Source organism: Thermus tengchongensis, assembly GCF_021462405.1.
Classification (GTDB): Bacteria; Deinococcota; Deinococci; order Deinococcales; family Thermaceae; genus Thermus; species Thermus tengchongensis.
Genome location: NZ_JAKEDU010000008.1, coordinates 36539 through 62528, shown reverse-complemented (window position 1 = coordinate 62528; position 25990 = coordinate 36539). Strand labels below are relative to the sequence as shown.

Below are 25990 nucleotides of genomic sequence, written 5' to 3'. Positions count from 1 at the left end.
GGTGTAGGTGCTTTAGGACCTTTACAATAGGGCCATGGTTCTGAAGGAGAGACAGGAGGGCGTCCTTATCCTCATCCTCAACCGGCCGGAAAAGCTGAACGCCCTAACCGGTGCCCTGCTGGACGAGCTCTACCAGGCCCTCAAGGAGGCCCAGGAGGACCCCGGGGTCCGGGCCCTCCTCCTCACCGGAGCGGGCCGGGCCTTTTCCGCGGGGCAGGACCTAGGGGAGTTTGGGGAGGAAAAGCCCGACTACGAGGCCCACCTCCGCCGCTACAACCGGGTGGTGGAGGCCATGGCCGCCTTGGAAAAGCCCCTAGTGGTTGCGGTGAACGGAGCAGCGGCGGGGGCGGGAATGAGCCTGGCCCTTTGGGGGGACTACCGCTTGGCCGCCCAGGAGGCCACCTTCACCACTGCCTTCGTGCGCATCGGCCTGGTGCCGGACTCGGGGATGAGCTTCCTCCTGCCCCGCCTGGTGGGCCTGGCCAAGGCCCAGGAACTCCTCCTCCTCTCCCCCAGGCTCTCGGCGGAAGAAGCCCTGGCCCTGGGCCTGGTGCACCGGGTGGTGCCGGGGGAAAGGCTTCTGGAGGAGGCCCTGGCAGTGGCCAAAGAGCTGGCCCAAGGCCCCACGCGGGCCTATGCCCTCACCCGGAAGCTCCTTCTGGAAACCTACCGGCTTTCCCTCACCGAGGCCCTTTCCTTGGAGGCCATCCTCCAGGGGGAGGCTGGCCGCACCCAGGACCACGAGGAAGGGGTAAGGGCCTTTAGGGAAAAGCGCCCGCCCAGGTTCGTGGGCCGATGATCCGCTACCTACGGGGCACGGTCCTGAAGAGGGAGGAAGGGGGGTTTCTCCTTCTGGTGAACGGGGTGGGCTTCCTGGTGCAGGCCCCCCAGACCTTTCTGCAAAGCCTCAAAGAAGGCCAGGAGGTAGGCGTCCACACCCACCTCCAGCTTCGGGAGGAAGGCCTCTTTCTCTATGGCTTTCCCGACGAGGAAAGCCTCCTCCTCTTTGAGCTCCTCCTTTCCGTGAGCGGGGTGGGGCCCAAGGCGGCCCTTGCCCTCCTCTCCGCCCTAGGGCCTAAGCTCCTGGCCCGGGCCCTGGCGGAGGGGGACCTGAGGCTCCTCACTGCAGCAAGCGGCGTGGGCAAAAGGCTCGCCGAGCGCATCGCCCTGGAGCTCAAGGGGAAGGTGCCCCCAAGCCTACTCACCGGGCCAAAGGTGGAAAGCGAAGCGGCAGAGGAGGCCATCCTGGCCCTCACCGCCTTGGGCTTCAAGGAGGGCCAGGCCCGAGGGGTGGTCCTGGACCTTCTGGCCAAGCGCCCCTCGGCCAAGGCCCAGGAGCTCATCAAGGAGGCCCTGAAGCGCCTCCGGTAGGGAGGGGTAACCGCAGGCGGGCCACCAGGCCGGAAGGGCGGTTGGCGAGGAGCTCCAGCCGCCCCCCGTGGGCTTCGGCCACCTTCTGGGCCACGGAGAGGCCAAGCCCCTCCCCGGGCTTGCCTGAGGCCCGGAAGAAGGGCCTCCCCGCCTCCTTAAGGGCCTCCTCCGGCATCCCCGGGCCCTGGTCCCGCACCTCCAGGACCGCCTCCTGTCCCTCTTCCCGGAGGGCTACCTCCACCCCCCGCCCCTCCCCGTGGAGGCGGGCGTTCTGCAAGAGGTTCCGGAGGGCCTGGGCCAGGAGGAGGGGGTCCCCAAGGAAGGGCAGGGCCTCCGGCCCCTGGTAGGGCACGCGGAAGGCCTCCGCTTCCTGCCGGGCCAGGGCCGCCAGGTCCAGCCCCACCCGCTCCACCCGCCCCTCCCGGGCCAGGACCAAAAGGGCCTCCACCAGGCGCTTCATGCGCAAAAGCTCCTCCTTGGCCGCCTGGAGGGCTTCCTCCTTGGGCAGGTACCCGGCCTCCGCCCCCTCCACCTGGGCCAAGGCGGCGGCCACCGGGGTTCTCAGCTCGTGGGCCGCGTCCCGGGTGAAGCGGCGCTCCCGGTCCAGAAAAGCCTGGAGCCGCTCCAGCATGTGATTGAAGCTCTCCGCCAAAGCCTTAAGCTCTCCGCTTCCCTTAGCTTCCACCCGGTGGGAGAGGTCCCCGGAGTCCGCCACCCTTTGGGCCACCTCGGTGAGACGGGAAAGGGGGCGGAGGGCCACTTGGGCCACCCTCGAGGCCAAGAGGGCGAAAAGCAGGGTAAGCGCTCCCCCGGTCCCCAAAAGGGCCAGGCGGAAGCTTTGCAAAGCGGCCACCGCCCCCGGGTCGTAGCGGGCCACGGTGAGGGTGCCCCCCGGCACCTCCAGCACCAAGACCCGCCACCCTTCCCGCCAATAGGCCCCTGGGGTAAGCCGCGGCCAGTCTGGAAAGTTGGGACTTTGGTGCGCCTCCTCCCCCCGCACCAGGCGGAAGGCAAACTCGCCCCTTGGGGGCCTCCGGCCCTCCGAGAGGGCCCCCACGAAGAAGAGGAGGGAGCGGTCCAGGTCGGCCTCGAGGAGGCGCTTGAAGGCCAGGTAACTCAAGGCCCCCTGAAAGAGGAGGGCAAGCCCAATGGAAAGGGCCAGGAAAAGGGCTAAACGGGCCCTAAGGCTCATGGCCAAGCCGGTACCCCCCGGGTACGGTGCGTATGACCTGCGGATGAAGCTTCTGCCTCAGGTAGTGGATGTACACCTTCACCGCCCCCACCTTTTCCACATCCCCAAAGACCTTTTCCGCCAGCTCCTCCGGGGAGAAGACACGGCCAGGATGGAGGAGGAAGACCTCCAGGAGGGCGAACTCCTTAAGGGAAAGGTCCACCCGCCGGCCCCGGTGGCGGACCGCCCGCCCCGCCAGGTCCACCTCCAAAGGCCCTAGGCGCACCCGGCTGGCCTTGGCCTCCGCCCCCCGGCGCAACAGGGCCCGCACCCGGGCGAGAAGCTCCTCCAGGTGGAAGGGCTTCACCAGGTAATCGTCCCCGCCCAGGTCCAGGCCGAAGACCCGGTCCTCGAGGGTATCCCGGGCGGTGAGGAACAGGATGGGCCCCTTGTACCCTGCCTGGCGCACCTCCTGGGCGAAGCGGAAGCCCCCGTCGGGATCCTCGGGCAGGCGCACATCCAGCACCATGAGGTCGGGTTCCAGCTCTAAGAAGGCATCCCTAGCCTCCTCCAAACCCTTGGCCCAGCGCACCCCGTAGCCTTGGGCCTTAAGGGCTCCCTCCACTGCCCGGCCCAGGCGGGGCTCGTCCTCGAGGAGGAAAACCTGCACACTTCCAGTATGCCCCCCCGCGGTTAGGCGGAGGTTATGGGCCAGGCTAACCCTCACCTAACCGCCCTCCCCTACCCTTTAGGGCATGGGCCGGTACGGGGCCAGGTGGGAAAGCATCCTGGGAAGTTTCCTGGAGGTTCAGGTTCACGTACCCCCGTGGAAGGCGCAAAGGGTCTTCCAGGCGATCCTGAGGGAAGTGCAAAGGCTCGAGGGCCTCTTCAGCCGCCACAGGGAAAGCGAGCTCACCCGCCTGGTCCGCCAAGGGGGAGGTCGGCCGAGCCCGGAGATGCGGGAGGTGTTGGCCACGGCCCTAGCCCTTCAGGAAGCCACGGGAGGAGCCTTCCATCCGGCGCCTTTTCATGGCGGAGAAGCCTTGCGCTTCCGGGGAGATGAGGTGGAGGTCTTGGCTCCCCTGGACTTGGACGGCCTGGCCAAGGGCTACATCGCCGACCGAGCAACCCAAGCGGCCATCCAGGCGGGGGCCCGGTCCGCCCTGGTGAACCTGGGCGGGGACCTGGCCCGCCTGGGCCCTGGGAAGGCGGAGGTAGGGGTGGAACAGCCCCTCGGCCCCGACAACACCCCGCCCATCTTCGTTCTTCACCTGGAACAAGGCGGGGTTGCCACCAGCGGCATCCGCCACAAGGGCCGTCACCTTCTGGACCCCCGCGTGGGTCAACCTGCCCAGGGCCTTCAGGCCACGGTCCAGGCTTCAAGCGCCCTTTTGGCCGACGGCCTGGCCAAGGCCCTTTTCGTTTTGGGCCCGGAAGGCTTCCCGGTACTTCAGGCCTTTGGCGCCCGGGGGCTTCTTTTGACCCCCCAAGGCCCCCTCACCGGCCCACATGCAGGAGGGAATCATGCTGAAACGCTACTATAGCCGCAGGAATCTTTTTAGAAAACTCCTGGGGGGTGCCCTGGTCCTAGGCCTCGCCAAGGCTCAAGGAAAGGCTTGGCCTGAGGGTATGGAGCTTCAGGTCCGCTTTGCCTACGAGGGCGGGGGGTTCCGCTACCGGGCCCCCTACGTGGCGGCCTACGTGGAGGACGAGCGGGGCAACCTGGTCCGGACCCTGGCCCTCTTCCTCATGCCCGGGAAGGGGGAACGCTGGTGGAACGAGCTGAGGCGCTACTTCGGCCTGGCAGATCTGGAAAAGATGCGCACCCTTTCCGGCCCCACCCGCCCTCCCGGCCGCTACGCCGTGGCCTGGGACGGGCGGGATGACCGGGGAAGGGGAGTGGCCCAGGGCACCTACTACGTGTGCGTGGAGTACGCCCGGGAGCACGGCCCCTACGAGCTCTTCCGGGAAAGGGTGGAGATCGGGGAAAAGCCCTTCCAGAAGACTTACCCCCTCCAGGGGGAACTCAAGGAGGTGGTCCTTGATTACCGCCGGAAGGGCTAAGGGTGGGGTGGGCCCCCTGCGGGCCCGGCTCTATGCCTGGGCCCGGACCCTCCACCTCTACCTCTCCATGCTGGCCCTCCTCTCCCTCCTCTTCTTCGCCCTCACCGGCCTCACCCTGAACCACCCGGAGTGGTTCGGGGAGGGGCGGGTGCGGAAGGCGTCGGGCACCCTTCCCGGAGCCCCTTACCTGCAGGGGGAAGCCGTGGACTGGCTCCGCCTGGCGGAGGACCTGCGGGCTTTGGGCCTGCGGGGCCGGGTAGCGGAGCACGGGGAGGGCGGGGGGGCGGTGTGGCTTTCCTTCCGCGCCCCCGGCTACGGGGCCGACGCCCAGGTGGACCCGAGGAGCGGGGCCTACACCCTGACCCTCACGGAGGCGGGCCTGGTGGCCGCTTTAAACGACCTGCACAAGGGCCGGGACACCCCGGGGGCCTGGCGGTGGGCCTTGGACGCTTCCGCCCTCTTCCTGGCCCTGGTGAGCCTCACCGGGCTGTTCCTGGGCCTTTTCCTGCGCAAGACGAGGCGGGCGGCCCTCCTCACCCTGCTTCTGGGCCTTCTCCTCTTCGGGGGTCTGGCCCTCTGGGCCTCCCTTTAAAGCTCGTCCAGAAGCTCCCTGGGGGTGCGCCGGGCGGCGAGGTACCCCCCTTCCCGCAGGGCCAGGGGAAAGAGCACCTCCCAGGGCCCCTCGAGGGCCAAAAGCCCCTCCCCTTGGAAGACCCTCGCTCCCTCGGGCGAGCCTACCTCCAGGCCAAAGGGGAAAAGGGCCAGAGACTCCTCCCCTGGCTCCCCCTCCCCCCGGTCCAGGTAAAGGGCCACAGACTCCAGAAACCCCATGAGGCGGGTGCGGTGCATCTCCCTCCTCAGGGCCTGGAGGGCCTTGGGGTGCGAGGCCCCCTGCCAGAGGAGGAAGTCAGCCTCGGAGGAAAGCCCCACCAGGCTGTAGACCTGGAGGAAGCCCTCCTTTTCCTGCCAGCGAGCCAGGAACTGGGCGAACTCCTCTTTAAGGTGCTCCTGGAGCTCGGCCTCGAGGCGGCGGAATTCCGGCAAGACCCGGAAGAGGCCAAAGGCCCAAAGCCTCATACCACCTCCAGGAAGCGGGCCAGGGCCTCCGCGGTGAGGTATTTGCCCACGTAGAAGGGCCCGAACTCCCCGAAGCGGGCGGAGACCTCATCAAAGCGCATCTCGTAGACGATCTTCTTGAACTGGATGGGGTCCTCGCTGAAGAGGTCCACCCCCCACTCCCAGTCGTCCAGGCCCTGGGCCCCGCTGATCACCTGCAGGACCTTCCCCTGGTACTTGCGGCCCGTCTCCCCGTGGGCCTTCATGAGCTCGGCCCTCTCCCGGGCGGGAAGCAGGTACCAGTTGTCCTGGCCCTGGCGGCGCTTGTTCATGGGGTAGAAGCAGACATACCCCCCCTTGGGCACCTGGGGGGTGAGGCGGGGCTTGATGTAGGGGGCTTCGGGGTCCAAAGGCCCCGTCTGGCTCCCCAGCTCCACCACGGAGTAAAACCCGTAGGCAGGGGTTAAGTAGCGGGCGAAACGGCTCTTGTTGAGCCTGGCCTCCACCTCCAGGAGGGCATCCAGGTTCTCCCTAAGGTTCAGGAAGAGGAGGTCGGCCTTGGGGGTGATCACCTGGTACACGCCGAAGGACCCTTTGCCCTCCGCCTCCACCTTTTCCCACTCCCCCAGGATTTCCGAAAGCTCCCCCCAGGCCGCCTGACGCTCCTGGGGAGAAGCGGCAAACCAAGCGGGATAGTCCAGGCGGCGGAAGTCGTGGAGGATGTGCCAGCCCTCGAGGGTGAAGGTGGGCTCAGGAATATAACCTCCCATGCCCCCAATATACCCGGGGATATACTCCCACCATGGTGGCCCTACACGTAGCCCTCGCCCTCCTCCTGGCCTGGCTTCTAGGCCGCTACGGAGCCAGGGCCTTAAGCGCCCTAGGGCGCCTCACCCCCACGGAGCGGGACGACCGCTTCTTCCGGGCCCTGGGCTTCCTCTGGTGGGGGGTGGTGGCCCTGTTGGCCCTAAGCTACCTGGCCCACGCCCTCGCCTGGCCCCTGGAGCCCCTGGCCACCTGGGGCAAGGCCCTCGCCCAGTGGCTGGGAAGCCGGGGACTGGCGGCTTTGGCGGTGGTGGGCCTCACCTTCCTGGGCTACCGCCTCATCCCCCTTCTCCTCGCCCGCCTCCCCGAGCCTGAAGGGGAGCTCACCCGGGAAGTGGTGCGCCGCAAAACCCTGAGGGCGGTGGCCGACTCGGTGCTAAAGGTGGCCATCCTCACCCTGGGGGGGCTCTTCCTCCTTTCCAACCTGGGCTTCAACGTCACCGCCCTGCTGGCGGGGGCGGGGGTGGCGGGCCTGGCCATCAGCTTCGCCGCCCAGAACCTGATCCGGGACTTCATCAACGGCTTCTTCATCCTCCTGGAGGACCAGTACGGGGTGGGGGACATCGTGCAGATCGGGAGCGTGGGGGGGGTGGTGGAGCGCTTCAACCTGCGCCTCACCGTGCTCCGCGACCTGGAGGGCCGGGTCCACTTCATCCCCAACTCCGAGGTGCGCCAGGTGACGGTGATGACCCAGGAGTGGGCCCGGGCGGTGGTGGACGTGAGCGTGGCCTACAAGGAGGACCTGGAGCGGGTCCTCCCCGTCTTCCAGGACGAGGTGGAGCGCTTCTTCCAAGACCCCGAGTGGCAGGAGAAGTTCACCGAGCCCCCCCAGGTCCTTGGGGTGCAGGAGCTGGCCGACAGCGCCGTGGTCATCCGCGTCCTCTTCAACACCAAGCCCGCCCAGCAATGGGCGGTGGCCCGGGAGTTCCGCCGCCGCATCAAAAACCGCCTGGACCGGGAGGGGATCGAGATCCCCTACCCCCACCAAAAGCTCTACTTCGGCGAACCCCTTAGGCTGGAGAAAGGAGCGTAGGGATGCTGGACGTCTACGGAACCATCCTGGAAGCCATCCACCCTCACCTAGGCACCAGGGCCGTAGCGGTGTTGGAGGAGGGGCTAAAGCGCCTGGGCAAACGGCCTTCCGAGCTCACCCCAGCGGATGGGGCTCACCTCTTGAAGGGCTTGGTCTACCGTGAGCTCCAGGCCCGCATGCGCCCGGAGGAGGCCCGGCGGCTGGTGGAGGGGGTGCTGGCCCAGATCGGAGACCAAGGGACCAGGCTGGCCAAGCTGGAGCAGGGCTTGAAGCGCTTCGGGCTCTACGTGGACTGGCCGGAGGTGGCCCGCCTCCGGGCCCTGGTCAACCGCCTGCGCCAGGCCCCAGACCCCGGGCTTTTGGCGGAGGGAGAGGAGCTTTTGGAGGCCCTGGAGGAGAAGCTGGAGGAGGCCCTCCTGCGCCAGGCCAAGGACCTGGCTCACCTGGAGGAGGCCCTGGAAAGGGTGCGCCACCTGGGGGGGCCCAAGGTGCGAAGGCTCGAGAGCCTGGTGGAAACCATACGCCAGGCCCAGGGGGAGGGCATCCTGGCCCAGGCAGAGGTGGAGCGGGCCCGGAGCCTGGCCCTGGAGCTACGGAAGTTCCTGGAGTCCAGCGCCGTCAAGGCCCCCACCCTGCCGGAGATCGTCTTTGAAACCCAGGAAACTCCCCCGGAAACCCCACCCCAGGCGGAAACACCCTCCCATCCCACCGACGTCTTCCTCACCGTGGAGGAGGCCTCCGAGCTGGAAGGGGAGCTTCTGGTGGACCTCGAGGCCCTGTCCCAGGAGGCCAGCCAGCGGATCCTGGCCCTGGAGTTGGAGGAGGAGAAACGCAGGCTGGAGGAACTCTTAAGCCGCTACGCCCCCCTGGTGGAAAGGGCCACGGTAAGCCCCCTCCTCGCCGAGGTCCAGGCCCTTTTGGATGCGGGCACCCCCGTGGGGGAGAAGCTCAAGGCCCTGGAGGAAGCCTTCCAGGAGGCCGAGAAAAACCTGCGGGCGGAAAAGCGGGCCCGCCTGATCCAGCTTCAGGAGACCCTGCGCCTCCTTTCCCTGCCCGAGGAAGCCAAGCTCCCCCTGCAACAGGCTTTGCAGCTGGCGGAGGAAACCCTGGAGGAGGGAGGCTACCCCGACCTCGTTCCCCTGGAGGAGGAGCTCAGGCGCCTGGAGGGGGAGGCCCAGCGCAAGGCGGAGGAGGAAAAGCGCCTCCTCCAGGAAAAGGAAGCCCTGGTGGCGGAGCTGGAGGAAAAGGGAGAAGCCTTCCGTCCCCTTCTGGAGGAATTGAGGGCGCTTCCCCTGGAAGCCCTTCCCCAACGGCTGCCCGAGGTGCGGGCCCGGTATGCCGAGCTCCTCAAGGCCCAGGGGGAGGAGGCCGCCCTAAGGGCCAAGCTCGCCGAGGCAGCCAAGGCCCTGGAGGCCCTAAAGCCCGAGGCCCTGGCCCTGGGCCTTAAGGAAAAGGTGGCCGAGGCGGAAACCCTCCTAGCCCAAGGAAGCCTTCCCGATCTGGGAGCCCTGCAAACCAGCCTGGAGGAGGCCAGGGCCAAGGCTCGGCAGGAAGCCCTTTCGGAGCTCTCCCGCCTCCAGGCCCTGGCGGAGCGCTTCCGCGGTTTCGGGGGGGAAGGGATCTTGCGGGCCATCGCCGAGGAAAAGGGCAAGCCCCTCCCTGATCCCACCCCCATCGCCCGGGCCCTGGAGGCCTTGAAGCGGCGGATGGAGGCCAAGCGGGAGGAGCTCACCACGCGCCTCACCGCCTTCTTCCAGGCTTACGCCCGCCTCGAGGGGTTCCAGAGCGAAACGGGCCGCCGCCTGAGGTCCCTTCTGCCGGTGCTGAGAAGCGCCCAGGAAAAGCTTTCCCGGCTGGGACCCCAAGGCCTCCTCCAGGTGGAGAGGACCCTGGGCCAGGTGGAGGCCCTCCTGCGGGAACTGGAAAGGGAGCAGGAGGCCGCCAAGGCCGTGCTCCAGGAGATCAAGGGCGAGGACCTCGAGGCCCTCCTGGGAATCTTCGACCAGGGCAGAACCCCAACCCAGGCAAAGGCACCGGAGGCACCCTCTCCCATGGACCTGGAGGCGGACCTCGCCCCCTTGCGCCTTCCCGGGGTGGAGGTGCTGGGCTACCTGGGGGAGGCCCTCCCCCTGCCCAGGGAGCCCCTGGAGGCCCTGGTCCAGGCCCTGGACCAGCTGGATAAAAGCCTGGGCCAGACCCGGGGGCCTGCGGCCATCCTCCTGGGGGAGAAGGCCTTGGTCCTGGCCCCCCGCAAGGGCCGCATCCTGGTGGCCCTGCTGGAAAAAACCAGTTTGTCCGCCTTCCTGATGGAGCTCACCTCCTAAGGGTGCTACACTGAAGAATGGTGGTATCCGTCTCGGCTCTTTGGGAAAAGCTTGCACCCCTCCTAGACTACCTCCCGGCAGGGGAGCGGGAAAAGGTGCGGGAGGCCTACCTTTTCGCCGAGGAGGCCCACCGGGGCCAGCTCAGGAGAAGCGGGGAGCCCTACATCACCCACCCGGTGGCGGTGGCGGAGATCCTGGCCTCCCTGCACATGGATGCGGATACCGTGATGGCAGGCCTCCTCCACGATACCCTGGAGGATTGCGGGGTGGCCCCCGAGGAGCTGGAAAGGCGCTTTGGGCCAGGGGTGCGCAGGCTGGTGGAGGGGGAGACCAAGGTCAGCAAGCTCTACAAACTGGCCAACCTCGAGGGGGAGGAGAAACGGGCCGAGGACCTCCGCCAGATGTTCATCGCCATGGCGGAGGACGTGCGCATCATCATCGTGAAGCTGGCGGACCGCCTGCACAACCTGCGCACCCTGGAGCATATGCCCCCCGAGAAGCAAAAGCGCATCGCCCAGGAAACCCTGGAGATCTACGCCCCCCTGGCCCACCGCCTGGGGATGGGGCAGCTCAAGTGGGAGCTGGAGGACCTTTCCTTCCGCTACCTCCACCCCGAGGCCTACCACACCCTTCTTTCCCGCATCCGGGAAACCCAGGAGGCCCGGGAACAGATCATCCGAAAGGCCATGGCGGTCCTGGAGGAAGCCCTAAGGAAGGATGAACTCCTCCAGGCCCAGCTCCAAGGCCTGGAGGTGACGGGCCGCCCCAAGCACCTCTACTCCATCTGGAAGAAGATGGAGCGGGAGGGAAAGGCCCTGGAACAGATCTACGACCTCTTGGCGGTCCGGGTCATCCTGGACCCCAAGCCCGCCCTCACGGAGGAAGGAAGGGCCTTGAGGGAAAAGCAGGTCTGTTACCACGTGCTGGGCCTGGTCCACGCCCTCTGGCAGCCCATCCCCGGGCGGGTCAAGGACTACATCGCCGTGCCCAAGCCGAACGGCTACCAGTCCCTCCACACCACGGTCATCGCCCTGGAAGGGCTTCCCCTGGAGGTGCAGATCCGCACCCAAAAGATGCACCGCGTGGCCGAGTACGGGATCGCTGCCCACTGGCTTTACAAGGAAGGCCTCACCGACCCCGAGGAGCTAAAAAGGCGGGTTTCATGGCTTAAAAGCNAAAAAGTAATCAAACCCACATTCCGCACCCCTCTCACTCCAGGAGGTAATATCGCTCCACCCCTAAGAGGCGCACCACCCGCTCGTGATGGGGCTTGAGGTTTAGCACCGCCACCCGCCCTTCCAGGACCACCAGACGCAACCAAAAGAAGAGCTGGAATNCATCCAGGAATGGCAGCAGGAGTTCTCTAGCTCCCGGGAGTTCGTGGAGGCGGTGACCCGGGACCTCCTCGGGGGCCGGGTCTTCGTCTTCACCCCCAAGGGGCGGATCATCAACCTGCCCAAGGGGGCTACCCCCGTGGACTTCGCCTACCACATCCACACCGAGGTGGGGCACCACATGGTGGGGGCCAAGGTGAACGGAAGGATCGTCCCCCTCTCCTACGAGCTGCAAAACGGGGAGATCGTGGAGATCCTCACCGCCAAAAACGCCCACCCTTCCAAGGACTGGCTGGAGTTTGCCAAGACCCGGAGCGCCAAGAGCAAGATCCGCCAGTACTTCCGCACCCAGGAGCGCCAGGAAACCTTGGAGAGGGGGCAGAACCTCCTGGAGCGCTACCTGAAGCGCCGGGGCCTCCCCAAGCCCAGCGATAGCCAGCTGGAGGAAGCCGCCAGGAAGCTGGGCCTCACCCCTTCCCCCGAGGAGCTCTACCTGGCCCTGGCCCTAAACCGCCTCACCCCCAAGCAGGTGGCGGAGAAGCTCTATCCCAAGGTCCTTCTCAAGCCGGAAAAGCCCAAGGCCCCCCCCAGGAACGAGTGGGGGATTCGCCTGGAGCAGGACCTGCAGGCCCCCATCCGCCTGGCCTCCTGCTGCGAGCCCATGAAGGGGGACGCCATCTTGGGCTTCGTCACCCGGGGCCGGGGGGTCACCATCCACCGGGCGGACTGCCCCAACCTGCGCCGCATCCTCCAGGGACCGGAGGCGGACCGGGTCATCGGGGCCTACTGGGAGGGGGTGGGGGGGAAGGTGGCCACCCTCGAGGTCCTGGCCCAGGACCGCGCCGGGCTCCTGAGGGACGTGATGCAGGTGGTGGCCGAGGCGGGCAAAAGCGCCCTGGGTTCGGAAACCCGCATCCTCGGCCCCCTGGCCCGCATCCGCCTCCGCCTCACCGTGCAGGACGGGGAGCGGGAGGGCCTGGTCCAGGCCATAAAGGGCGTGAAAAGCGTGCAGGAGGTGCGCTGGGTCTAGGCCGGCCAGAGGAGCTTGACCCACACCTCCCGCATCCTCGGTCCATCGAACTCCGCCAAGAAAACCTGTTGCCAGCGGCCAAGCTTGAGCCTTCCTCCTTCCGCGGGAAGGAGGAGGTGCACCCCGGTGAGGAGGCTTTTCAGGTGGGCGTGGGTGTTGCCCTCCGCGTGCCGGTCCTTGGGATGCACCCTGGGGGCCAGCTCCTCCAAGCGGGCGAGAAGGTCGCGGGCCACATCGGGGTCCGCCCCCTCCTGCACCAGGAGGCCACAGGTGGTGTGGGGAACGAAGAGGTAGACCAAGCCAGTATGCCCGGCCAAAGCCTCCTCCACCTGGCGGGTGATGTTCACCAAGCCCTCCTTGGGCGTGGGGATCCGGATGGCCTTCATCCCTTCAGCATACGGGGCTAGGAAGACCCCTCCCGCCCCAGGAGCTCCAGACACCCCGAAATGTGGCTTGAGAAAGGGCCTTACCGGGCAGCGCTAGGCCATGCGGGTGGTGCGCAGGGTGAAGCCCCTTTCTAGGGTAAAGGGGCGGTCCAGGTGGCCAAACTCCCTTTCCGCCCAGGCCCAGAGCTCAGGCATGATGCGCTCGTGCACCTCCTCGGGAACCGCCTGGGTGAAGGAGTAAAGCCTTTCCTCCAGGGCCTCGAGGGCCTGGCGCAGGGTGCGCTCCTCCCGCCACTGGACCACCTGCTTGGTCTTGGGCCTGAGGCCAAGCCGCTTTAGGGCTTCCTCCACCTCCTCGAGGCGCTTTCTGTGCAAGCCCCGCACCACCCCCACACCTTCCGCCTCCACCAGGGAGCGCCACCTTTCCTGGATCAGGCGCTCCTCCTCCGCCTCCATCTCATCCCAGCCCTCCAGAAGCACCCCCCCCGGCTTCAGCACCCTCAAGGCCTCCGCCAGGGCCTTGGGCCAGTCGGGGAGGAGGTGCCAGAGGTGGACTACGATGACCCCGTGCACGCTCTCATCGGGCAGGGGAATGGCCCGGGCATCGGCCTCCAAGAGGCGTACCTTGCGCATGACCCCGGCCACCTTCTGGCGGAAGACCTCCAGCATGGCCGGGTCCTTGTCCAGGGCCAGGTAGCGGTAGCCCCGGGCGATGAGGGGCAGGGCGATGCGTCCGGTCCCCACCCCTAGCTCCAGGAGCACCGCCTCCTCCCCCCGCACCCCCAGGGCGTTCCCTATGGCGGTGGCGATGCGGCCTGCCACCTCCGGCGGATAGGCCCGGAGGCGGTCGTAGGCGTAGGCCATACGCACGGAGGCCTTGGGCATCCTTCTTCTCATTTTATGGGGTATACTTCCCGGCGTGAAAGGACTCATTCTGGCTGCCGGACGGGGCACGAGGCTTCGCCCCCTGACCCACACCAGGCCCAAACCCGTGATCCGGGTGGCGGGAAGGCCCATCCTCCACTACGGCCTGGAAAACCTCCTGCAAGCGGGGATAGAGGAGATCGGGGTGGTGGTCTCCCCGGAAACGGAAAAGGACATCCGGGAGGCCCTTGCGGGCTACCGGGTGCGCTACATCCTGCAAGAGGAGCCCCAGGGGCTGGCCCATGCGGTGGCGGTGGCCAGGGACTTCCTGGGCCAAAGCCCCTTCGTCCTCTACCTGGGGGATAACCTCTTCCAAAAGGGGATCGCCCATTTCCTCCAGGCCTTCACCCCTGGGGTGAGCGCGGTGATCGCCCTGGTGCGGGTGGAAAACCCCAGCCAGTTCGGGGTGGCGGTGCTGGAAGGGGAAAGGATCGTGCGCCTTCTGGAAAAGCCCAAGGAGCCCCCCTCGGACCTAGCGGTGGCCGGGGTTTATGTCTTCACCCCGGAGGTCCTGGAGGTCATCGAGGGGCTTAAGCCCTCCGCCCGGGGGGAGTACGAAATCACCGACGCCATCCAGGGCCTCATCGACCGGGGGAAGCGGGTGGTGGGGGTGGAGGTGGAGGGCTGGTGGAAGGACACCGGCCGCCCCGCCGATCTCTTGGACGCCAACCGCCTCCTTCTGGAAGAACTTCTACCCCGGGTGGAGGGGGAGGTGGTGGAAAGCCAGCTCACCGGCCGGGTGGTGGTGGAGAAGGGGGCCAGGGTCCGGAAAAGCACCGTGATCGGCCCCGCCTTTATCGGGGAGGGAGCGGTGGTGGAAGGGGCCTACATCGGGCCCTTCACCTCCTTAGGGCCTGGGGCCAAGGTGGTGCGCTCGGAGGTGGAGTACTCCATCCTCGAGGACCACGCCATCCTGGAAGACGTGGCCTTACGCCTGCAGGAAAGCATCCTGGGGGTGGGGGCCCAGGTGAAAAGCCGCAACGGGCTTCCCCGGGCCCACCGCCTCATCCTGGGGGACCTCTCCCAGGTGGAGCTGGCCTGATCCCCGCCCCATGGCCCGGCTTCTGGACCTCCTCACCGAGGCGTACCAAAGCGGCGAGGCCTTGGCCCAAAGGCTCGGGGTGAGCCGCCAAGCGGTCTCCAAGGAAGCGAGAAGGCTTCTCGCCGAGGGCTTCCCCGTGGAGATGAGCCGGAAGGGCTACCGCATCCGGCCCGGCACTCCCCTTCCCCACCTCTTCCACCCCCCAGGGCGCCTCGGCCGGCCCTACCGGTACCTGGGGCGGGTGGGAAGCACCCAGGATGTCCTAAGGGCTTGGGCGGAGGAAGGAGCTGAGGAGGGAGCCCTGGTCCTGGCGGAGGTCCAGGAAAGGGGCCGGGGAAGGCGGGGAAGGCGCTGGGAAAGCCGCCCGGGGGAAAGCCTCACCTTCTCCCTCCTCCTCCGCCCCACCCTTCCCCTCTCCTCCATGGGCCTCCTTCCCCTCCTCGCCGGCCTGGCCCTTTGGCGGGCGGTGGGGGTGGGGGGGCTCAAGTGGCCCAACGACCTTCTGGCCCCCGATGGCAGGAAGCTGGCCGGGGTCCTTTTGGAGGCCAAGGCCGAGGGGGAGGAGGTGGCCTACCTCCTCCTGGGGGTAGGGGTGAACGTGGACTGGGCCCCCGAGGGCGCCGCCGCCTTGAGGGAGTTCTCTCCCCTTCCCCGGCGGGAGGTGCTTTCGGGTTTCCTCCTCCACCTGGAAAGCCTCCTCCCCCTTCTGGAAAGCCCGGAAACCCTCCTCTCCCTCTACCGGGAGGCCTCCTACACCCTGGGCCGCAGGGTGCGGGTCCAAACCCCTAAGGGGGTGGTGGAGGGGGTGGCGGAGGCCATCCTCCCCGACGGCAGCCTCCAGGTGGAGGGGGTCAGGATCGGCGCGGGCGAGGTAGCCCTCATGTCCCCCCTCCGGACCGGGGCGTCCGATCCTTGAGTATCCCAGGCTTAGATTTCCCAAAGCGTCTGTGCTAGGATAGGGCTAGGTATGTTTGCCCGCATCTTTACCAAGGAAGAGGCCGATGCCCTCTTGCCCGAGATCCGGAGGGTCCTCTCCCAGATGCGGCAGGCCCGGAAGGAGCTCTCCGAAGTGCAGGCCCGGCTTCCCGAGGCCCGCGGGCTGGAACGAAGGGCCTTGGAGGAGGAGGCCCGCTTCCTCCTGGGCTCCTTGGAAGCCGACGCCCGTTACCTGGCCTCCCTGGGCGTCTTCCTCAAGGACCTGGACCGCGGCCTGGTGGACTTCCCCGCCCGGGTCGGGGGTGAGGTGGTCTTCCTCTGCTGGCAGGAAGGCGAACCCGAGGTAACCCATTACCATCCCCTGGCGGGAGGGTTTGCCGAGCGGCGCCCCTTAAAGGAAGAAACTAACGGCCTTCTCCCCCAGGCCCCCCGCCCCGGCGAAACTCGGCCAGGCGCCTAAGGTCTTCCTGGACCAGCTCGTCCCGGCCCGCAAGGGACTCCAGGTGGTGCCTTAGCTCGTGGAGGAGGGTTTCCCAGACCTCCTCCTCCCAGTCAAACCCCGGTCCCGCCACCTTTCGGAAGGAACCGTAGTAGAGGGCGATGTGCCGCCCCAGCCCCTCAAATCCCCCTAGGGCCGAGGGGGGCCCGGGGTCCAGGTACTCCCCAAGCCGCCAAACCCCCTCTAGCCCGGGCTCGGGCTTGGCCTGGGGCAGGACGTGCACCCCCTGAAGCTCCCGTTTGAAGGCCTCGGGAACCTCCGCCCAAAGCCTTTCCACCAGGGCTACAAAGGCCTCGTAGGTCATGGCCGATGGTAGGGATGCCCGGCCCTTAAGGTGAGGATCCGGTAAAGCTGTTCCATGAGGACCAAAAGGGCCAGCTCATGCTGCAGGGTAAGGGGGGAGAGGGCAAGGAGGAGGTCGGCCCGCCCCCGCACCCCTTCCGGGTACCCTTCGGCACCCCCCACCAAAAAGGCCACCCGTTCCCCCTCCCAGCGCCCCAACTCTTCCAAAAGGCCCTCCGTGGTGAAGAGCTTTCCCCTTTCGTCCAGGACCACCTTGCGGTGGCCCTCCGCCTTGGGCAGGAGGTCCTGGGCTTCCTTGACGAAGTGGACCTCGAGGGGAGCATATTTCCGGATGCGCATCGCATACTCTTCCACTCCCCTCCGGGCGTAATCCAACTTGGGTTTGCCCACCGCCACCACCCTAAGGCGCACCTCCCCATTTTAGGGCCAGGGTATACTCAGGGCGAAGGGAACGTGGGACCTCACCCACCCCTATAAGGAGCCCCAGGCCCTTACCCAGGGCAGGCTCTAAGGGCGCCAAAAGCGCCGAAAAAGGAGGGTTTATGGTAAAGGATACCCACCGGTTTCAGCCCTTCACCCCCGAGCCCATAAGGCTCATCGGGGAGAAAGGGGAGTGGCTGGGGGATTTCCCCCTGGACCTGGACGAGGATAAGCTACGCCGCCTATACCGGGACATGCTGGCGGCCCGGATGCTGGACGAGCGCTACACCATCCTCATCCGCACCGGCAAAACCAGCTTCATCGCCCCTTCGGCCGGCCACGAGGCCGCCCAGGTGGCCATCGCCCACGCCATCCGGAGGGGCTTTGACTGGGTCTTCCCCTACTACCGCGACCACGGCCTGGCCCTGGCCCTGGGCATCCCCCCCAAGGAGCTCTTCGGCCAGATGCTGGCCACCCAGGCCGACCCCAACAAGGGCCGCCAGATGCCCGAACATCCGGGCTCCAAAGCCCTCAACTACTTCACCGTGGCCAGCCCCATCGCCTCCCACGTGCCCCCCGCCGCTGGGGCGGCCATCAGCATGAAGCTCCAGGGCACGGGCCAGGTGGCGGTCTGCACCTTCGGGGACGGGGCCACCAGCGAGGGGGACTGGTACGCGGGGATCAACTTCGCCGCGGTGCAGGGAGCCCCTGCCGTCTTCATCGCCGAGAACAACTTCTACGCCATCAGCGTGGACTACCGCCGCCAGACCCATAGCCCCACCATCGCCGAAAAAGCCCACGCCTTCGGCATTCCCGGCTACCTGGTGGACGGAATGGACATCCTGGCCTCCTACTACGTGGTGCGGGAGGCGGTGGAACGGGCCCGCATGGGGGAAGGCCCCAGCCTGGTGGAGCTCAGGGTCTACCGCTACGGCCCCCACTCCTCCGCCGACGACGACAGCCGCTACCGCCCCAGGGAGGAGGTGGAGGCCTGGCGCAAGCGCGATCCCCTGGGGCGCTTCCAGCGCTTCCTGGAGGAGCGGGGCCTTTGGAACCTGGAATGGGAGGAGAACCTGAAGGCGGAGATCCGCGCCGAGCTGGAGCGGGGCCTGAAGGAGGCCGAGGAGGCGGGCGCCGTACCCCCCGAGTGGATGTTCGACGACGTCCTTGCGGAAAAACCCTGGCACCTAAAGCGCCAGGAGGCCCTCCTCCGGGAGGAGCTCTAAAGGAGGCGCGCTATGGCCGTCATGACCATGGTGCAGGCCCTGAACCGGGCCCTGGACGAGGAGATGGCCAAGGACCCCCGGGTGGTGGTCCTGGGGGAGGACGTGGGCAAGAGGGGCGGGGTCTTCCTGGTGACGGAGGGGCTTTTGCAGAAGTACGGCCCCGACCGGGTCATGGACACCCCCCTCTCCGAGGCGGCCATCGTGGGGGCCGCCTTGGGCATGGCCGCCCACGGGCTTAGGCCCGTGGCCGAGATCCAGTTCGCCGACTACATCTTCCCCGGCTTTGACCAGCTGGTGAGCCAGGTGGCCAAGCTCCGCTACCGCTCCGGGGGCCAGTTCACCGCCCCCCTGGTGGTGCGCATGCCCTCCGGGGGCGGGGTGAAGGGGGGGCACCACCACTCGCAAAGCCCCGAGGCCCACTTCGTGCACACCGCCGGGCTCAAGGTGGTGGCCGTCTCCACCCCTTACGACGCCAAGGGGCTTCTCAAGGCCGCCATCCGCGACGAGGACCCCGTGGTCTTCCTCGAGCCCAAGCGCCTCTACCGCTCGGTGAAGGAGGAGGTGCCGGAGGAGGATTATGTCCTTCCCATCGGCAAGGCGGCCAAGCGGAAGGAGGGCAAGGACCTCACCCTCATCGGCTACGGCACGGTGATGCCCGAGGTCTTGCAGGCGGCCGAGGAGCTGGAGAAGGCTGGGGTTTCCGCCGAGGTCCTGGACCTCCGCACCCTCATGCCCTGGGACTACGAGGCGGTGATGGAGTCCGTGGCCAAGACGGGAAGGGCGGTGCTGGTCTCCGACGCTCCCCGGCACGCCAGCTTCGTGAGCGAGGTGGCGGCCACCATCGCCGAGGACCTCCTGGACATGCTCCTCGCCCCTCCCATCCGGGTGACGGGCTTCGACACCCCCTACCCCTACGCCCAGGACAAGCTCTACCTGCCCACCGTCACCCGCATCCTGAACGCCGCCAAGCGGGCGCTAGACTACTGATATGCCCAGGGAGCTCATCTTTTTGGTAGAAGAGGCGGACGAAGGGGGCTACGTGGCCCGGGCTTTGGGGGAGGGCATCTTCACCCAAGGGGAAACCTGGGAGGAGCTGAAGGAGATGGTCCGGGACGCGGTGCGCTGCCACTTCCCTGAAGGAGAAGCCCCGAAGATCATTCGCCTGCACTTCGTACGGGAGGAGGTCTTGGCCCCGTGAGGCTCCCCAAGGATCTGGAGGGAGAAGAGCTCGCCAAACGCCTTTCCCGTTTAGGGTACCGGGTCACGCGGCAGACGGGAAGCCACCTGCGCCTCACCTGGCGGGAAGGGGACCGGGAACACCATGTGACCATTCCCCTCCACCGTCCCCTCAAGCTGGGTACCCTGGCGGGGATCGTGAGGGAGATCGCCCAGGCACATAACCTGGCCCGGGAAGAACTTTTGGCAATCCTTGACCTCTGAGGAGGCTTATGCCTAGGGAAATCCTGATGCCCGAACTGGCCGAGAGCGTGGTGGAAGGCGAGATCCTCAAGTGGCTGGTGGAGGAAGGGGACTACCTCAAGAAGGACCAGCCCTTCGTGGAGGTGATGACCGACAAGGTCACCGTGGAGCTCCCCTCCCCCTACGAGGGGGTGCTCCTGAAGAAGCTGGCCAAGGAGGGAGACGTGGTGAAGGTCCACGCCCCCATCGCCCTCCTGGCGGAACCTGGGGAGGCGGTGGCCGGGGTGAAGGAAGCCCCCCCCGTGCAAGCGGTGGAGGAGCGCTCCATCGTGGAACCCGGGCTTCCTCCCAAGGAGGAAAAGGAGGACCTCTCCCTCTTCAAGCCCGACACCACCCAGGTGGTGGTAAAAAATCCCTTTCTCCAAGAAACCAAGCCCAAGGAAGAGGCTAGGCCCCAAGGCCGGGTGCTGGCGGTTCCCGCCGCCAGGAAGCTGGCCCGGGAGCTGGGGATTCCCCTCGAGGAGGTGCCAGGCTCCGGGCCCTTGGGCCGGGTGCGGGTGGAGGACGTGCGGGCCTATGCGGAAAGGCGGAAGGCCCAGCCCGCCCCGGAGGCCCCTCGGGAGGCTCCTCCCGCCCTGGTCCCCGGCTTCCCGCCCCCGCCCCGCTACGTCCCCCCCAAGGGCTACGAGGGCTTGGAGGAGCGGGTCCCCCTTAGGGGCATCCGCCGCACCATCGCCCAAGGGCTTTGGCAGAGCCACCTCTACACCGTGCGCACCCTGAACGTGGACGAGGCCGACCTCACGGAGCTGGTGGCCCTCCGGGAGCGCCTGAAGCCCGAGGCCGAGCGCCAGGGGGTGAAGCTCACCTACCTGCCCTTCATCTTCAAGGCGGTGGTGCGGGCTTTGAAGAAGTACCCCATGCTGAACACCAGCCTGGACGAGGAAAGGCAGGAGATCGTCTACAAGCGCTACTACCACATCGGCCTGGCGGTGGCCACGGAAAGGGGCCTCATCGTTCCCGTGGTGCGGGACGCGGACCGAAAGAGCATCCTGGAGCTGGCCCAGGAGATCGCCGACCTTTCCGCCAAGGCCCGCGAGGGTCGGCTGGCCCCGGAGGAGGTCACGGGCTCCACCTTCACCGTCACCAACATCGGCTCCGTGGGCGCCCTCATGAGCTTCCCCATCATCAACGTGCCCGACGCCGCCATCCTGGGGGTCCACTCCATCCGCAAGCGCCCCTGGGTGATGCCGGATGGCTCCATAGAGGCGCGGGACATCATGTACCTCTCCCTCTCCTTCGACCACCGCCTGGTGGACGGGGCCGAGGCAGCGGCTTTCACCCGCGAGGTGATCCGGCTTTTGGAGAACCCCGAGCTCCTCCTTCTGGAAATGTAGGATGGACCCCATGAAGACCTACGACCTGATCGTGATCGGCACCGGCCCCGGAGGCTACCACGCCGCCATCCGGGGGGCCCAGCTCGGCCTGAAGGTGCTGGCGGTGGAGGCCGGCGAGGTGGGCGGGGTATGCCTGAACGTGGGGTGCATCCCCACCAAGGCCCTCCTGCACGCGGCGGAAACCCTCCACCACCTCAAGGTGGCCGAGGGCTTCGGGGTGAAGGCGAGCCCCGAGGTGGACCTAAAGAAGCTGGCCGCCTGGCGGGAGAGCGTGGTGAAGCGGCTCACCGGGGGCGTGGCGGGGCTTTTGAAGGGGAACCGGGTGGAGCTCGTGCGGGGCTTCGCCCGCTTCGCGGGGCCTAAGGAGATCGAGGTGAACGGGGAGCGCTACGGGGGAAAAAGCGTCATCGTGGCCACGGGGAGCGAGCCCGTGGCCCTCAAGGGCTTCCCCTTCGGCGAGGACATTTGGGACTCCACCCGGGCCCTAAAGGTGGAAGAGGGCATCCCCAAGCGCCTCCTGGTGATCGGGGGCGGGGCGGTGGGCCTCGAGCTGGGCCAGGTCTACCACCGGCTGGGCTCGGAGGTGACCCTCATTGAGTTCATGCCGGAAATCCTCCCCGCAGGCGACCCCGAGACCGCGGCCCTGTTGCGCAAGGCCCTGGAGAAGGAAGGCCTCCGGGTGCGCACCGGCACCAAGGCCGTGGGCTACGAGAAGAAGAAAGATGGCCTCCACGTCACCCTGGAGCCCGCCCAGGGGGGCCAGGGGGAAACCCTGGTGGTGGACAAAATCCTGGTGGCCGTGGGCCGCAAGCCCCGCACGGAAGGGCTTGGCCTGGAAAAGGCCGGGGTAAAGGTGGACGAACGGGGCTTCATCCAGGTGAACGCCCGCATGGAAACCTCGGCCCCCGGGGTCTACGCCATCGGCGACGTGGCCCGCCCCCCCCTCCTGGCCCACAAGGCCATGCGGGAGGGCCTGGTGGCGGCAGAAAACGCCGCGGGCAAGGCCAGCGCCTTCGACTACCAGGTGCCCAGCGTGGTCTACACCTCCCCCGAGTGGGCCGGGGTGGGCCTCACCGAGGAGGAGGCCAAGAAGGCGGGCTACCGCGTGAAGGTGGGGAAGTTCCCCCTCTCCGCCTCGGGCCGGGCCCTGACCCTGGGGACCACGGAAGGCCTCATCAAGGTGGTGGGGGATGAGGAAAGCGACCTCCTCCTCGGGGTTTTCATCGTGGGCCCCCAGGCGGGGGAGCTCATCGCCGAGGCCACCTTGGCCCTGGAGATGGGGGCCACGGTCTCCGACCTGGGGCTCACCGTCCACGCCCACCCCACCCTCTCCGAGGGGCTCATGGAGGCGGCGGAGGCCCTCCACAAGCAGGCCATCCACATCCTGAACCGTTGACCCAACCCAGAGTCCCTTGGCGTTCCCGGTGGGGCTTCTGCCCCACCGGACCTTTAAAAGCCCAGGGCCCCGAGAAGCCCGTAAAGCCCCGCCCCCAGGAAGACGGCCACGCCCAGGTTCCCGGTGAGCCTAAGCCCCAGATAAGTGCCCAGGAGGGCGAGCCCCGCCCGGAGCCACTCCGGGGAAGGCGGGGGGGAGAAGGCGGAGACCAGGAAAAGGGCCACCACCAGGGCGGGTCCCGCCTGGCCCGCCGGCACCCTCCTCTCCCCCCGCCAGGGCAGGAAGCGCAGGAGGAAGGTGCCCAGGGCCAGGAGGAGGAGGGCTAGGGTCATGGCCTCCCCCCCTTCCCCGGCCAGAGGAACCCGATGACCCCCGCCAGGAAAAGCCCCCAGGCGGTCTGCCCCAGGAGGTGGAGGGCCAAAGCCGCCCCGCCCGCGAGAAGGGCCGCGGGGTTTTTCAGGTGGGGCAGGGCCAGGAGAAGAAACAGGGCAGGAAGGGCGAAGGCGAGAGCCTCCCCCACCCCGGGCCAGGCGAGAAGCCCCTGCCCCCCCAAGGCCCCCAGGAAGGTGCCCAGGTTCCAGGAAAGGTAGGCCCCTAAGCCCAGGCCCAGGAAGTAGCCCCGCCGCTCCCCCGGGGGGAGGCCGGGGAGGGCCCTTAGGGCCAGGGCGAAGACCTCGTCGGTGAGGAGGAAGGCTTCCAGGGGACCTCCTTTAAGGTAGGGCCTGAGGGCCGGGCCGTAGAAGGCGTGGCGCAGGTTGAGGAGGAGGCCCAAGGTGGCCGCCAAAAGGGGCGGCACCCCCTGGGCCAGAAGCCCCACCAGGGCGAACTGGCTGGCCCCGGCGAAGACCAGGAGGGAGGTGAGCTGAATCCAAAGGTAGCCAAGCCCCGCCTGGGCCCCCAGGGCACCGAAGGCCACGGCCACGGGGAAGTAGCCCAGGGCGATGGGCCAGGCGGCCTGCAGGCCCTCCTTCATCCCTACCGGATCTCCACCCCGCCCCAGCGCTCCAAGAGCTTCAGGGCCTCCACGTGGTCGGCCTCGGGGCCTAGCTCCCGCTTGGCCATCTCGTAGACCTCCCGGGTGAGGCGAAGCAGGGGGCTTGGGGCCTTTTCCCCGTCCAGAACCCCCATGGCGATGCCCAAGTCCTTCACCAAAAGGCCCAGGGCAAAGGTCTTGGGAAAGGCGCGGCTTATCACGCGCTCGGGGATGAGGTTCTCCGTGGCGTTGGAGCGGCCCGAGGAGGCGTTGATGACCTCGAGGGCCTTCTCCGCGGACACCCCTTGCCGCACCAGGGCGAGAAGCCCTTCCCCCGCCGCCCAGAGGTTCACCGCCAAAAGGGCGTTGTTGATGGCCTTCACCGCGTGCCCTGCCCCCACGGGCCCCACGTGGACCACCTTCTTGGCGTAGGCCAGGTAGGGCTTCACCCTCTCTACGGCCTCCTCTGGTCCCCCCAGCATCACCGTGAGGGTGCCCTTTTCCGCCCCGATGGTCCCACCGGAGACCGGGGCATCCAGGTAAACTACGTCCCGCTCCAGGAGGCGCTCCGCCAGCTTGCGGCTTCCCTCGGGCTCCCCGCTGGTGGCGTCCACCCAGTAGGTGCCGGGGCGGAGGTGGGGCAGGAGGGCCTCCGCCACCTCGGCCACCTCCTTGGTGGTGGGCAGGCAGGTGAAGATCACCCGGGCCTCCGCCACCCCTTCCAGGGGCACCGCCTGGGAGCCAAACTCCTCCTGGTGCTTAAGGGCCTTGGCGAAGGTGCGGTTCCAAACCAGGGTGGGAAACCTCTTCGCCAGATGGCCGGCCATGGGGTAGCCCATGGCCCCAAGACCGAGGAAGGCGACCTTTTCCATGCCCCCTTTTTACCAGAGCCTGAGGAGCTTGGCGAGGCCCCGGAGGAGGAGGAAGAAGAGGAAGCTGAAGCCCATGGCCACGGCGAGGAAGACGAAAAAGCCCACCCCAAACCCCTCACCCAGGACCATCTGCCTAAGCCATAGCCCCGCAGGGAAGGCAAGGGCCCAGGTGAGGAGGAGGTTTTTCCAGGTGGGCCGGCGGTAGGTGCCGAGGAAGGGGGCCAGGAGGAGCCAGACGAAGAGAACGGGGAGGACGTTCCGGGCAAGCCCCCCTGCGTTTACAGGCTGGCCGTGGGAAAGAAGCCCCACCCCAGCGAAGAGGAGGAGGGCCAGAAGGTCCAGGAGGAAGAGGCGGCTCATGGGCGGGAGGTGGCCTCCAGGAAGACCCGGTCCGCCCGGTAGGAGCTCCGCACCAGGGGCCCGGAAAACACCTCCTTGAAGCCCAGCTCGTACCCCCAAGCCTCGTACCGCTTGAAGTCCTCAGGGGGCACGTAGCGCTCTACCGGCAGGTGGGCCGGGGTGGGGCGCAGGTACTGGCCCAGGGTGAGGATGTCCACCCCCGCGGCCCTTAGGTCCCGCATGGCCTCGAGGATCTCCTCCTCGGTCTCCCCCAGGCCCAGCATGAGGCTGCTTTTGGTGAGGATATCCGGGCGGTAGCGCTTGGCGTGGGCCAGGACCTTCAGGGTCTGCTCGTACCCGGCGCGGGGATCCCGCACCTTGGGGGTGAGGCGGCGCACGGTTTCCAGGTTCTGGGCATAGACCTCAGGCCCTGCGTCCAAGACCGCCTCCACCGCCTTCAGGTCCCCCTGGAAATCGGGGGTCAGGGCCTCCACCAGGACCCCGGGGGCCTTGGCCTTGATGGCCCTTATGGTGGCGGCGAAGTGGGCGGCCCCGCCATCGGGAAGGTCGTCCCGGTCCACGCTGGTGAGGACCACGTAGCGGATGCCGAGCCTGCTGATGGCCTCGGCCACCCGCTGGGGCTCCTCGGGGTCCACGATCCCCCGGGGGTTCCCCGTGTCCACGGCGCAGAACTTGCAGGCCCGGGTGCAGACGCTGCCCAGGATCATCACCGTGAGGGTGCCGTGGGTCCAGCACTCCCCCACGTTGGGGCAGAGGGCCTCCTGGCAGACGGTGTGGAGCCTGAGCTCCTCCACGGTGCGCTTCAGGGCCTGGTACTTGGCTCCCGTGGGCAGGGTGGCCTTAAGCCAGGCGGGCTTGTGGCGGTCCACGGGCTCGGGCCGGGCCTGGGCGAGGCCGTTTTTCACCACCTTGAGCTCGATCACCTCCCCCGTGGGGGCCAAAAGCTCCAGCGTTTCAAACTTGGGCTTCATGCCGTTCCTCCCTGTAGCGGGGCGCCATGCCGAACACCTCCGCAAAGGCCTGCACCACCCTTTCCTTCACCTCGGGCATGGGCACCTTGCGGCCCAAGAGCTTCTCCAAAGAGGTCACCCCCTTGCCCTTCAAACCGCAGGGGATGATGACGGTGAAGTCGTTGAGGTCGGTGGACACGTTGAGGGCGAAGCCGTGGAAGCTCACCCCCTCCTTCACCGCCACCCCGATGGCGCAGAGCTTGTCCTCCCCCACCCAGACCCCCGCGTACCCCGGGGTGGGGTAGGCCTCCAGGCCGTAGCCTGCCGCCACCTTCACGATGGCCTCCTCGATCTGGCGCAGAAAGCGGCGCACCTCCCGGCCCACGGGGAAGATGGGGTAGCCCACCAGCTGCCCGGGGCCGTGGTAGGTGACGTCCCCGCCCCGCTCCACCCAAAAGAGCTCAAAGCCGTTTTCCCGGTACCAGCTTTCCGGGAAAAGCAGGTTCTCCCCTGTGGCCTTCCGGCCCAGGGTGATGACCCGGGGGTGCTCCAGGAGGAGGAGGGTGGGGGGACGCTTTCCCCTTACCACCTCCTGGTGCACCTCCTTCTGGTACGCCCAGGCCTCCCCGTAAGGCAGAAGGCCAAGGTCCTCCACCCAGAACTCCACGTCCCTAAGCATACG

At 67.6% G+C, this 25990-nt stretch carries 30 protein-coding genes and 2 pseudogenes; 18 read left to right on the top strand and 14 right to left on the bottom strand.

Annotated elements, in window-relative coordinates; translation table 11 throughout:
* The first annotated feature begins 34 nt into the window (after positions 1–34).
* Both L1087_RS09985 and ruvA read left to right on the top strand, forming a co-directional pair.
* The gene (locus L1087_RS09985; protein ID WP_234558747.1) at positions 35–799 is read left to right on the top strand and encodes an enoyl-CoA hydratase/isomerase family protein; all 765 of its coding nucleotides are present in this window, start codon (positions 35–37) and stop codon (positions 797–799) included.
* Positions 796–1371, top strand: coding sequence for a Holliday junction branch migration protein RuvA (ruvA, locus tag L1087_RS09980; protein WP_135260546.1), 576 nt, complete (start codon positions 796–798; stop codon positions 1369–1371). Before L1087_RS09985 ends, ruvA begins: the two co-directional genes overlap by 4 nt.
* Here the strand turns inward: ruvA and L1087_RS09975 are convergent.
* Positions 1343–2563, bottom strand: a complete 1221-nt coding sequence (locus L1087_RS09975) for a sensor histidine kinase (RefSeq protein WP_234558746.1) — start codon at positions 2561–2563, stop codon at positions 1343–1345. The two genes, ruvA and L1087_RS09975, sit on opposite strands and share 29 nt — an antisense overlap.
* The gene (locus tag L1087_RS09970; protein ID WP_234558745.1) at positions 2553–3212 is read right to left on the bottom strand and encodes a response regulator transcription factor; all 660 of its coding nucleotides are present in this window, start codon (positions 3210–3212) and stop codon (positions 2553–2555) included. Before L1087_RS09970 ends, L1087_RS09975 begins: the two co-directional genes overlap by 11 nt.
* A gap of 85 nt (positions 3213–3297) precedes the next feature.
* Between L1087_RS09970 and L1087_RS09965 the strand changes: the two genes are divergently transcribed.
* Genes L1087_RS09965 through L1087_RS09955 form a run of 3 tightly spaced genes read left to right on the top strand, consistent with a single transcriptional unit; the run spans position 3298 to position 5198 of the window.
* On the top strand, positions 3298–4086 hold the full coding sequence (locus tag L1087_RS09965) for an FAD:protein FMN transferase (protein WP_234558744.1): 789 nt from the start codon (positions 3298–3300) through the stop codon (positions 4084–4086).
* Entirely contained in the window at positions 4067–4606 is a 540-nt protein-coding gene (locus L1087_RS09960; RefSeq protein ID WP_234558743.1) for a DUF2271 domain-containing protein, read from the top strand. The genes L1087_RS09965 and L1087_RS09960 overlap by 20 nt, the downstream gene beginning before the upstream one ends.
* On the top strand, positions 4584–5198 hold the full coding sequence (locus tag L1087_RS09955; protein ID WP_267964853.1) for a PepSY-associated TM helix domain-containing protein: 615 nt from the start codon (positions 4584–4586) through the stop codon (positions 5196–5198). The genes L1087_RS09960 and L1087_RS09955 overlap by 23 nt, the downstream gene beginning before the upstream one ends.
* Here the strand turns inward: L1087_RS09955 and L1087_RS09950 are convergent.
* Positions 5195–5683, bottom strand: a complete 489-nt coding sequence (locus L1087_RS09950; protein ID WP_234558742.1) for a chlorite dismutase family protein — start codon at positions 5681–5683, stop codon at positions 5195–5197. The two genes, L1087_RS09955 and L1087_RS09950, sit on opposite strands and share 4 nt — an antisense overlap.
* Positions 5680–6432: a hydrogen peroxide-dependent heme synthase gene (gene hemQ / locus L1087_RS09945; protein WP_234558740.1), complete on the bottom strand. Its 753-nt coding sequence runs from the start codon at positions 6430–6432 to the stop codon at positions 5680–5682. The genes L1087_RS09950 and hemQ overlap by 4 nt, the downstream gene beginning before the upstream one ends.
* 32 nt (positions 6433–6464) lie before the next feature.
* Here hemQ and L1087_RS09940 point away from each other — a divergent pair, with 32 nt between their 5' ends.
* From L1087_RS09940 to L1087_RS09925, 4 genes and pseudogenes are all read left to right on the top strand, one after another.
* Positions 6465–7520, top strand: coding sequence for a mechanosensitive ion channel family protein (locus tag L1087_RS09940; protein ID WP_234558738.1), 1056 nt, complete (start codon positions 6465–6467; stop codon positions 7518–7520).
* A 2-nt stretch (positions 7521–7522) separates the two neighbouring features.
* On the top strand, positions 7523–9844 hold the full coding sequence (locus L1087_RS09935) for a coiled-coil domain-containing protein (RefSeq protein WP_234558736.1): 2322 nt from the start codon (positions 7523–7525) through the stop codon (positions 9842–9844).
* A gap of 17 nt (positions 9845–9861) precedes the next feature.
* Positions 9862–11019 (top strand): annotated as a pseudogene (locus L1087_RS09930) (RelA/SpoT family protein); the annotation flags it as partial.
* Positions 11020–11182: 163 nt separating this feature from the next.
* A pseudogene (locus L1087_RS09925) lies at positions 11183–12208 on the top strand (TGS domain-containing protein); the annotation flags it as partial.
* Here the strand turns inward: L1087_RS09925 and L1087_RS09920 are convergent.
* Together L1087_RS09920 and L1087_RS09915 are read right to left on the bottom strand one after the other, a co-directional pair.
* On the bottom strand, positions 12205–12594 hold the full coding sequence (locus L1087_RS09920) for a secondary thiamine-phosphate synthase enzyme YjbQ (RefSeq protein WP_038040528.1): 390 nt from the start codon (positions 12592–12594) through the stop codon (positions 12205–12207). The pseudogene L1087_RS09925 and the gene L1087_RS09920 sit on opposite strands and share 4 nt — an antisense overlap.
* A 93-nt stretch (positions 12595–12687) precedes the next feature.
* Entirely contained in the window at positions 12688–13479 is a 792-nt protein-coding gene (locus L1087_RS09915) for a class I SAM-dependent methyltransferase (protein WP_135343718.1), read from the bottom strand.
* A gap of 34 nt (positions 13480–13513) precedes the next feature.
* Here L1087_RS09915 and L1087_RS09910 point away from each other — a divergent pair, with 34 nt between their 5' ends.
* The 3 genes from L1087_RS09910 to L1087_RS09900 are packed head-to-tail and all read left to right on the top strand — an operon-like array spanning position 13514 to position 15956.
* On the top strand, positions 13514–14560 hold the full coding sequence (locus tag L1087_RS09910; RefSeq protein WP_135260556.1) for a glucose-1-phosphate thymidylyltransferase: 1047 nt from the start codon (positions 13514–13516) through the stop codon (positions 14558–14560).
* Between the two features lie 10 nt (positions 14561–14570).
* A complete protein-coding gene (locus L1087_RS09905; RefSeq protein WP_234558734.1) occupies positions 14571–15476 on the top strand; it encodes a biotin--[acetyl-CoA-carboxylase] ligase in 906 nt (301 codons plus the stop codon).
* Between the two features lie 51 nt (positions 15477–15527).
* The gene (locus L1087_RS09900) at positions 15528–15956 is read left to right on the top strand and encodes a DUF2203 domain-containing protein (protein WP_135260558.1); all 429 of its coding nucleotides are present in this window, start codon (positions 15528–15530) and stop codon (positions 15954–15956) included.
* Here L1087_RS09900 and L1087_RS09895 read toward each other — a convergent pair.
* Both L1087_RS09895 and L1087_RS09890 read right to left on the bottom strand, forming a co-directional pair.
* The gene (locus L1087_RS09895) at positions 15901–16299 is read right to left on the bottom strand and encodes a metallopeptidase family protein (RefSeq protein WP_234558732.1); all 399 of its coding nucleotides are present in this window, start codon (positions 16297–16299) and stop codon (positions 15901–15903) included. The genes L1087_RS09900 and L1087_RS09895 overlap by 56 nt on opposite strands.
* Positions 16296–16709, bottom strand: a complete 414-nt coding sequence (locus L1087_RS09890; protein ID WP_234558731.1) for a 23S rRNA (pseudouridine(1915)-N(3))-methyltransferase RlmH — start codon at positions 16707–16709, stop codon at positions 16296–16298. The genes L1087_RS09895 and L1087_RS09890 overlap by 4 nt, the downstream gene beginning before the upstream one ends.
* Positions 16710–16840: 131 nt before the next feature.
* Here L1087_RS09890 and L1087_RS09885 point away from each other — a divergent pair, with 131 nt between their 5' ends.
* From L1087_RS09885 to lpdA, 6 genes are read left to right on the top strand one after another with little or no spacing between them, the layout of a single operon-like run.
* Positions 16841–17944, top strand: a complete 1104-nt coding sequence (locus tag L1087_RS09885; RefSeq protein ID WP_234558730.1) for a thiamine pyrophosphate-dependent dehydrogenase E1 component subunit alpha — start codon at positions 16841–16843, stop codon at positions 17942–17944.
* A 12-nt stretch (positions 17945–17956) separates the two neighbouring features.
* Complete coding sequence (locus tag L1087_RS09880; RefSeq protein WP_234558729.1) at positions 17957–18931, top strand: alpha-ketoacid dehydrogenase subunit beta; 975 nt, start codon at positions 17957–17959, stop codon at positions 18929–18931.
* A gap of 1 nt (position 18932) precedes the next feature.
* The gene (locus L1087_RS09875; RefSeq protein ID WP_038040548.1) at positions 18933–19142 is read left to right on the top strand and encodes a type II toxin-antitoxin system HicB family antitoxin; all 210 of its coding nucleotides are present in this window, start codon (positions 18933–18935) and stop codon (positions 19140–19142) included.
* Complete coding sequence (locus L1087_RS09870) at positions 19139–19384, top strand: type II toxin-antitoxin system HicA family toxin (protein ID WP_234558728.1); 246 nt, start codon at positions 19139–19141, stop codon at positions 19382–19384. Before L1087_RS09875 ends, L1087_RS09870 begins: the two co-directional genes overlap by 4 nt.
* 8 nt (positions 19385–19392) lie before the next feature.
* On the top strand, positions 19393–20757 hold the full coding sequence (locus L1087_RS09865; RefSeq protein WP_234558727.1) for a dihydrolipoamide acetyltransferase family protein: 1365 nt from the start codon (positions 19393–19395) through the stop codon (positions 20755–20757).
* A 10-nt stretch (positions 20758–20767) separates the two neighbouring features.
* Entirely contained in the window at positions 20768–22153 is a 1386-nt protein-coding gene (gene lpdA, locus L1087_RS09860; RefSeq protein ID WP_234558726.1) for a dihydrolipoyl dehydrogenase, read from the top strand.
* A gap of 53 nt (positions 22154–22206) precedes the next feature.
* Here lpdA and L1087_RS09855 read toward each other — a convergent pair whose 3' ends face one another.
* The 6 genes from L1087_RS09855 to lipB are packed head-to-tail and all read right to left on the bottom strand — an operon-like array spanning position 22207 to position 25975.
* Positions 22207–22485 carry a branched-chain amino acid transport gene (locus tag L1087_RS09855; RefSeq protein WP_135260563.1) on the bottom strand — a complete coding sequence of 93 codons (279 nt, stop codon included), beginning with the start codon at positions 22483–22485 and terminating at the stop codon, positions 22207–22209.
* Positions 22482–23126 (bottom strand): AzlC family ABC transporter permease, encoded by a 645-nt coding sequence (locus L1087_RS09850; protein WP_135260564.1) that lies wholly within the window; start codon positions 23124–23126, stop codon positions 22482–22484. The genes L1087_RS09855 and L1087_RS09850 overlap by 4 nt, the downstream gene beginning before the upstream one ends.
* A gap of 2 nt (positions 23127–23128) precedes the next feature.
* On the bottom strand, positions 23129–23998 hold the full coding sequence (locus L1087_RS09845; RefSeq protein ID WP_234558725.1) for an NAD(P)-dependent oxidoreductase: 870 nt from the start codon (positions 23996–23998) through the stop codon (positions 23129–23131).
* A 9-nt stretch (positions 23999–24007) separates the two neighbouring features.
* Complete coding sequence (locus tag L1087_RS09840; protein ID WP_234558724.1) at positions 24008–24358, bottom strand: DUF3054 domain-containing protein; 351 nt, start codon at positions 24356–24358, stop codon at positions 24008–24010.
* Positions 24355–25329 carry a lipoyl synthase gene (gene lipA, locus L1087_RS09835; protein ID WP_234558722.1) on the bottom strand — a complete coding sequence of 325 codons (975 nt, stop codon included), beginning with the start codon at positions 25327–25329 and terminating at the stop codon, positions 24355–24357. Before lipA ends, L1087_RS09840 begins: the two co-directional genes overlap by 4 nt.
* Positions 25313–25975 (bottom strand): lipoyl(octanoyl) transferase LipB, encoded by a 663-nt coding sequence (lipB, locus tag L1087_RS09830; protein WP_234558775.1) that lies wholly within the window; start codon positions 25973–25975, stop codon positions 25313–25315. The genes lipA and lipB overlap by 17 nt, the downstream gene beginning before the upstream one ends.
* Positions 25976–25990: the final 15 nt, after the last annotated feature.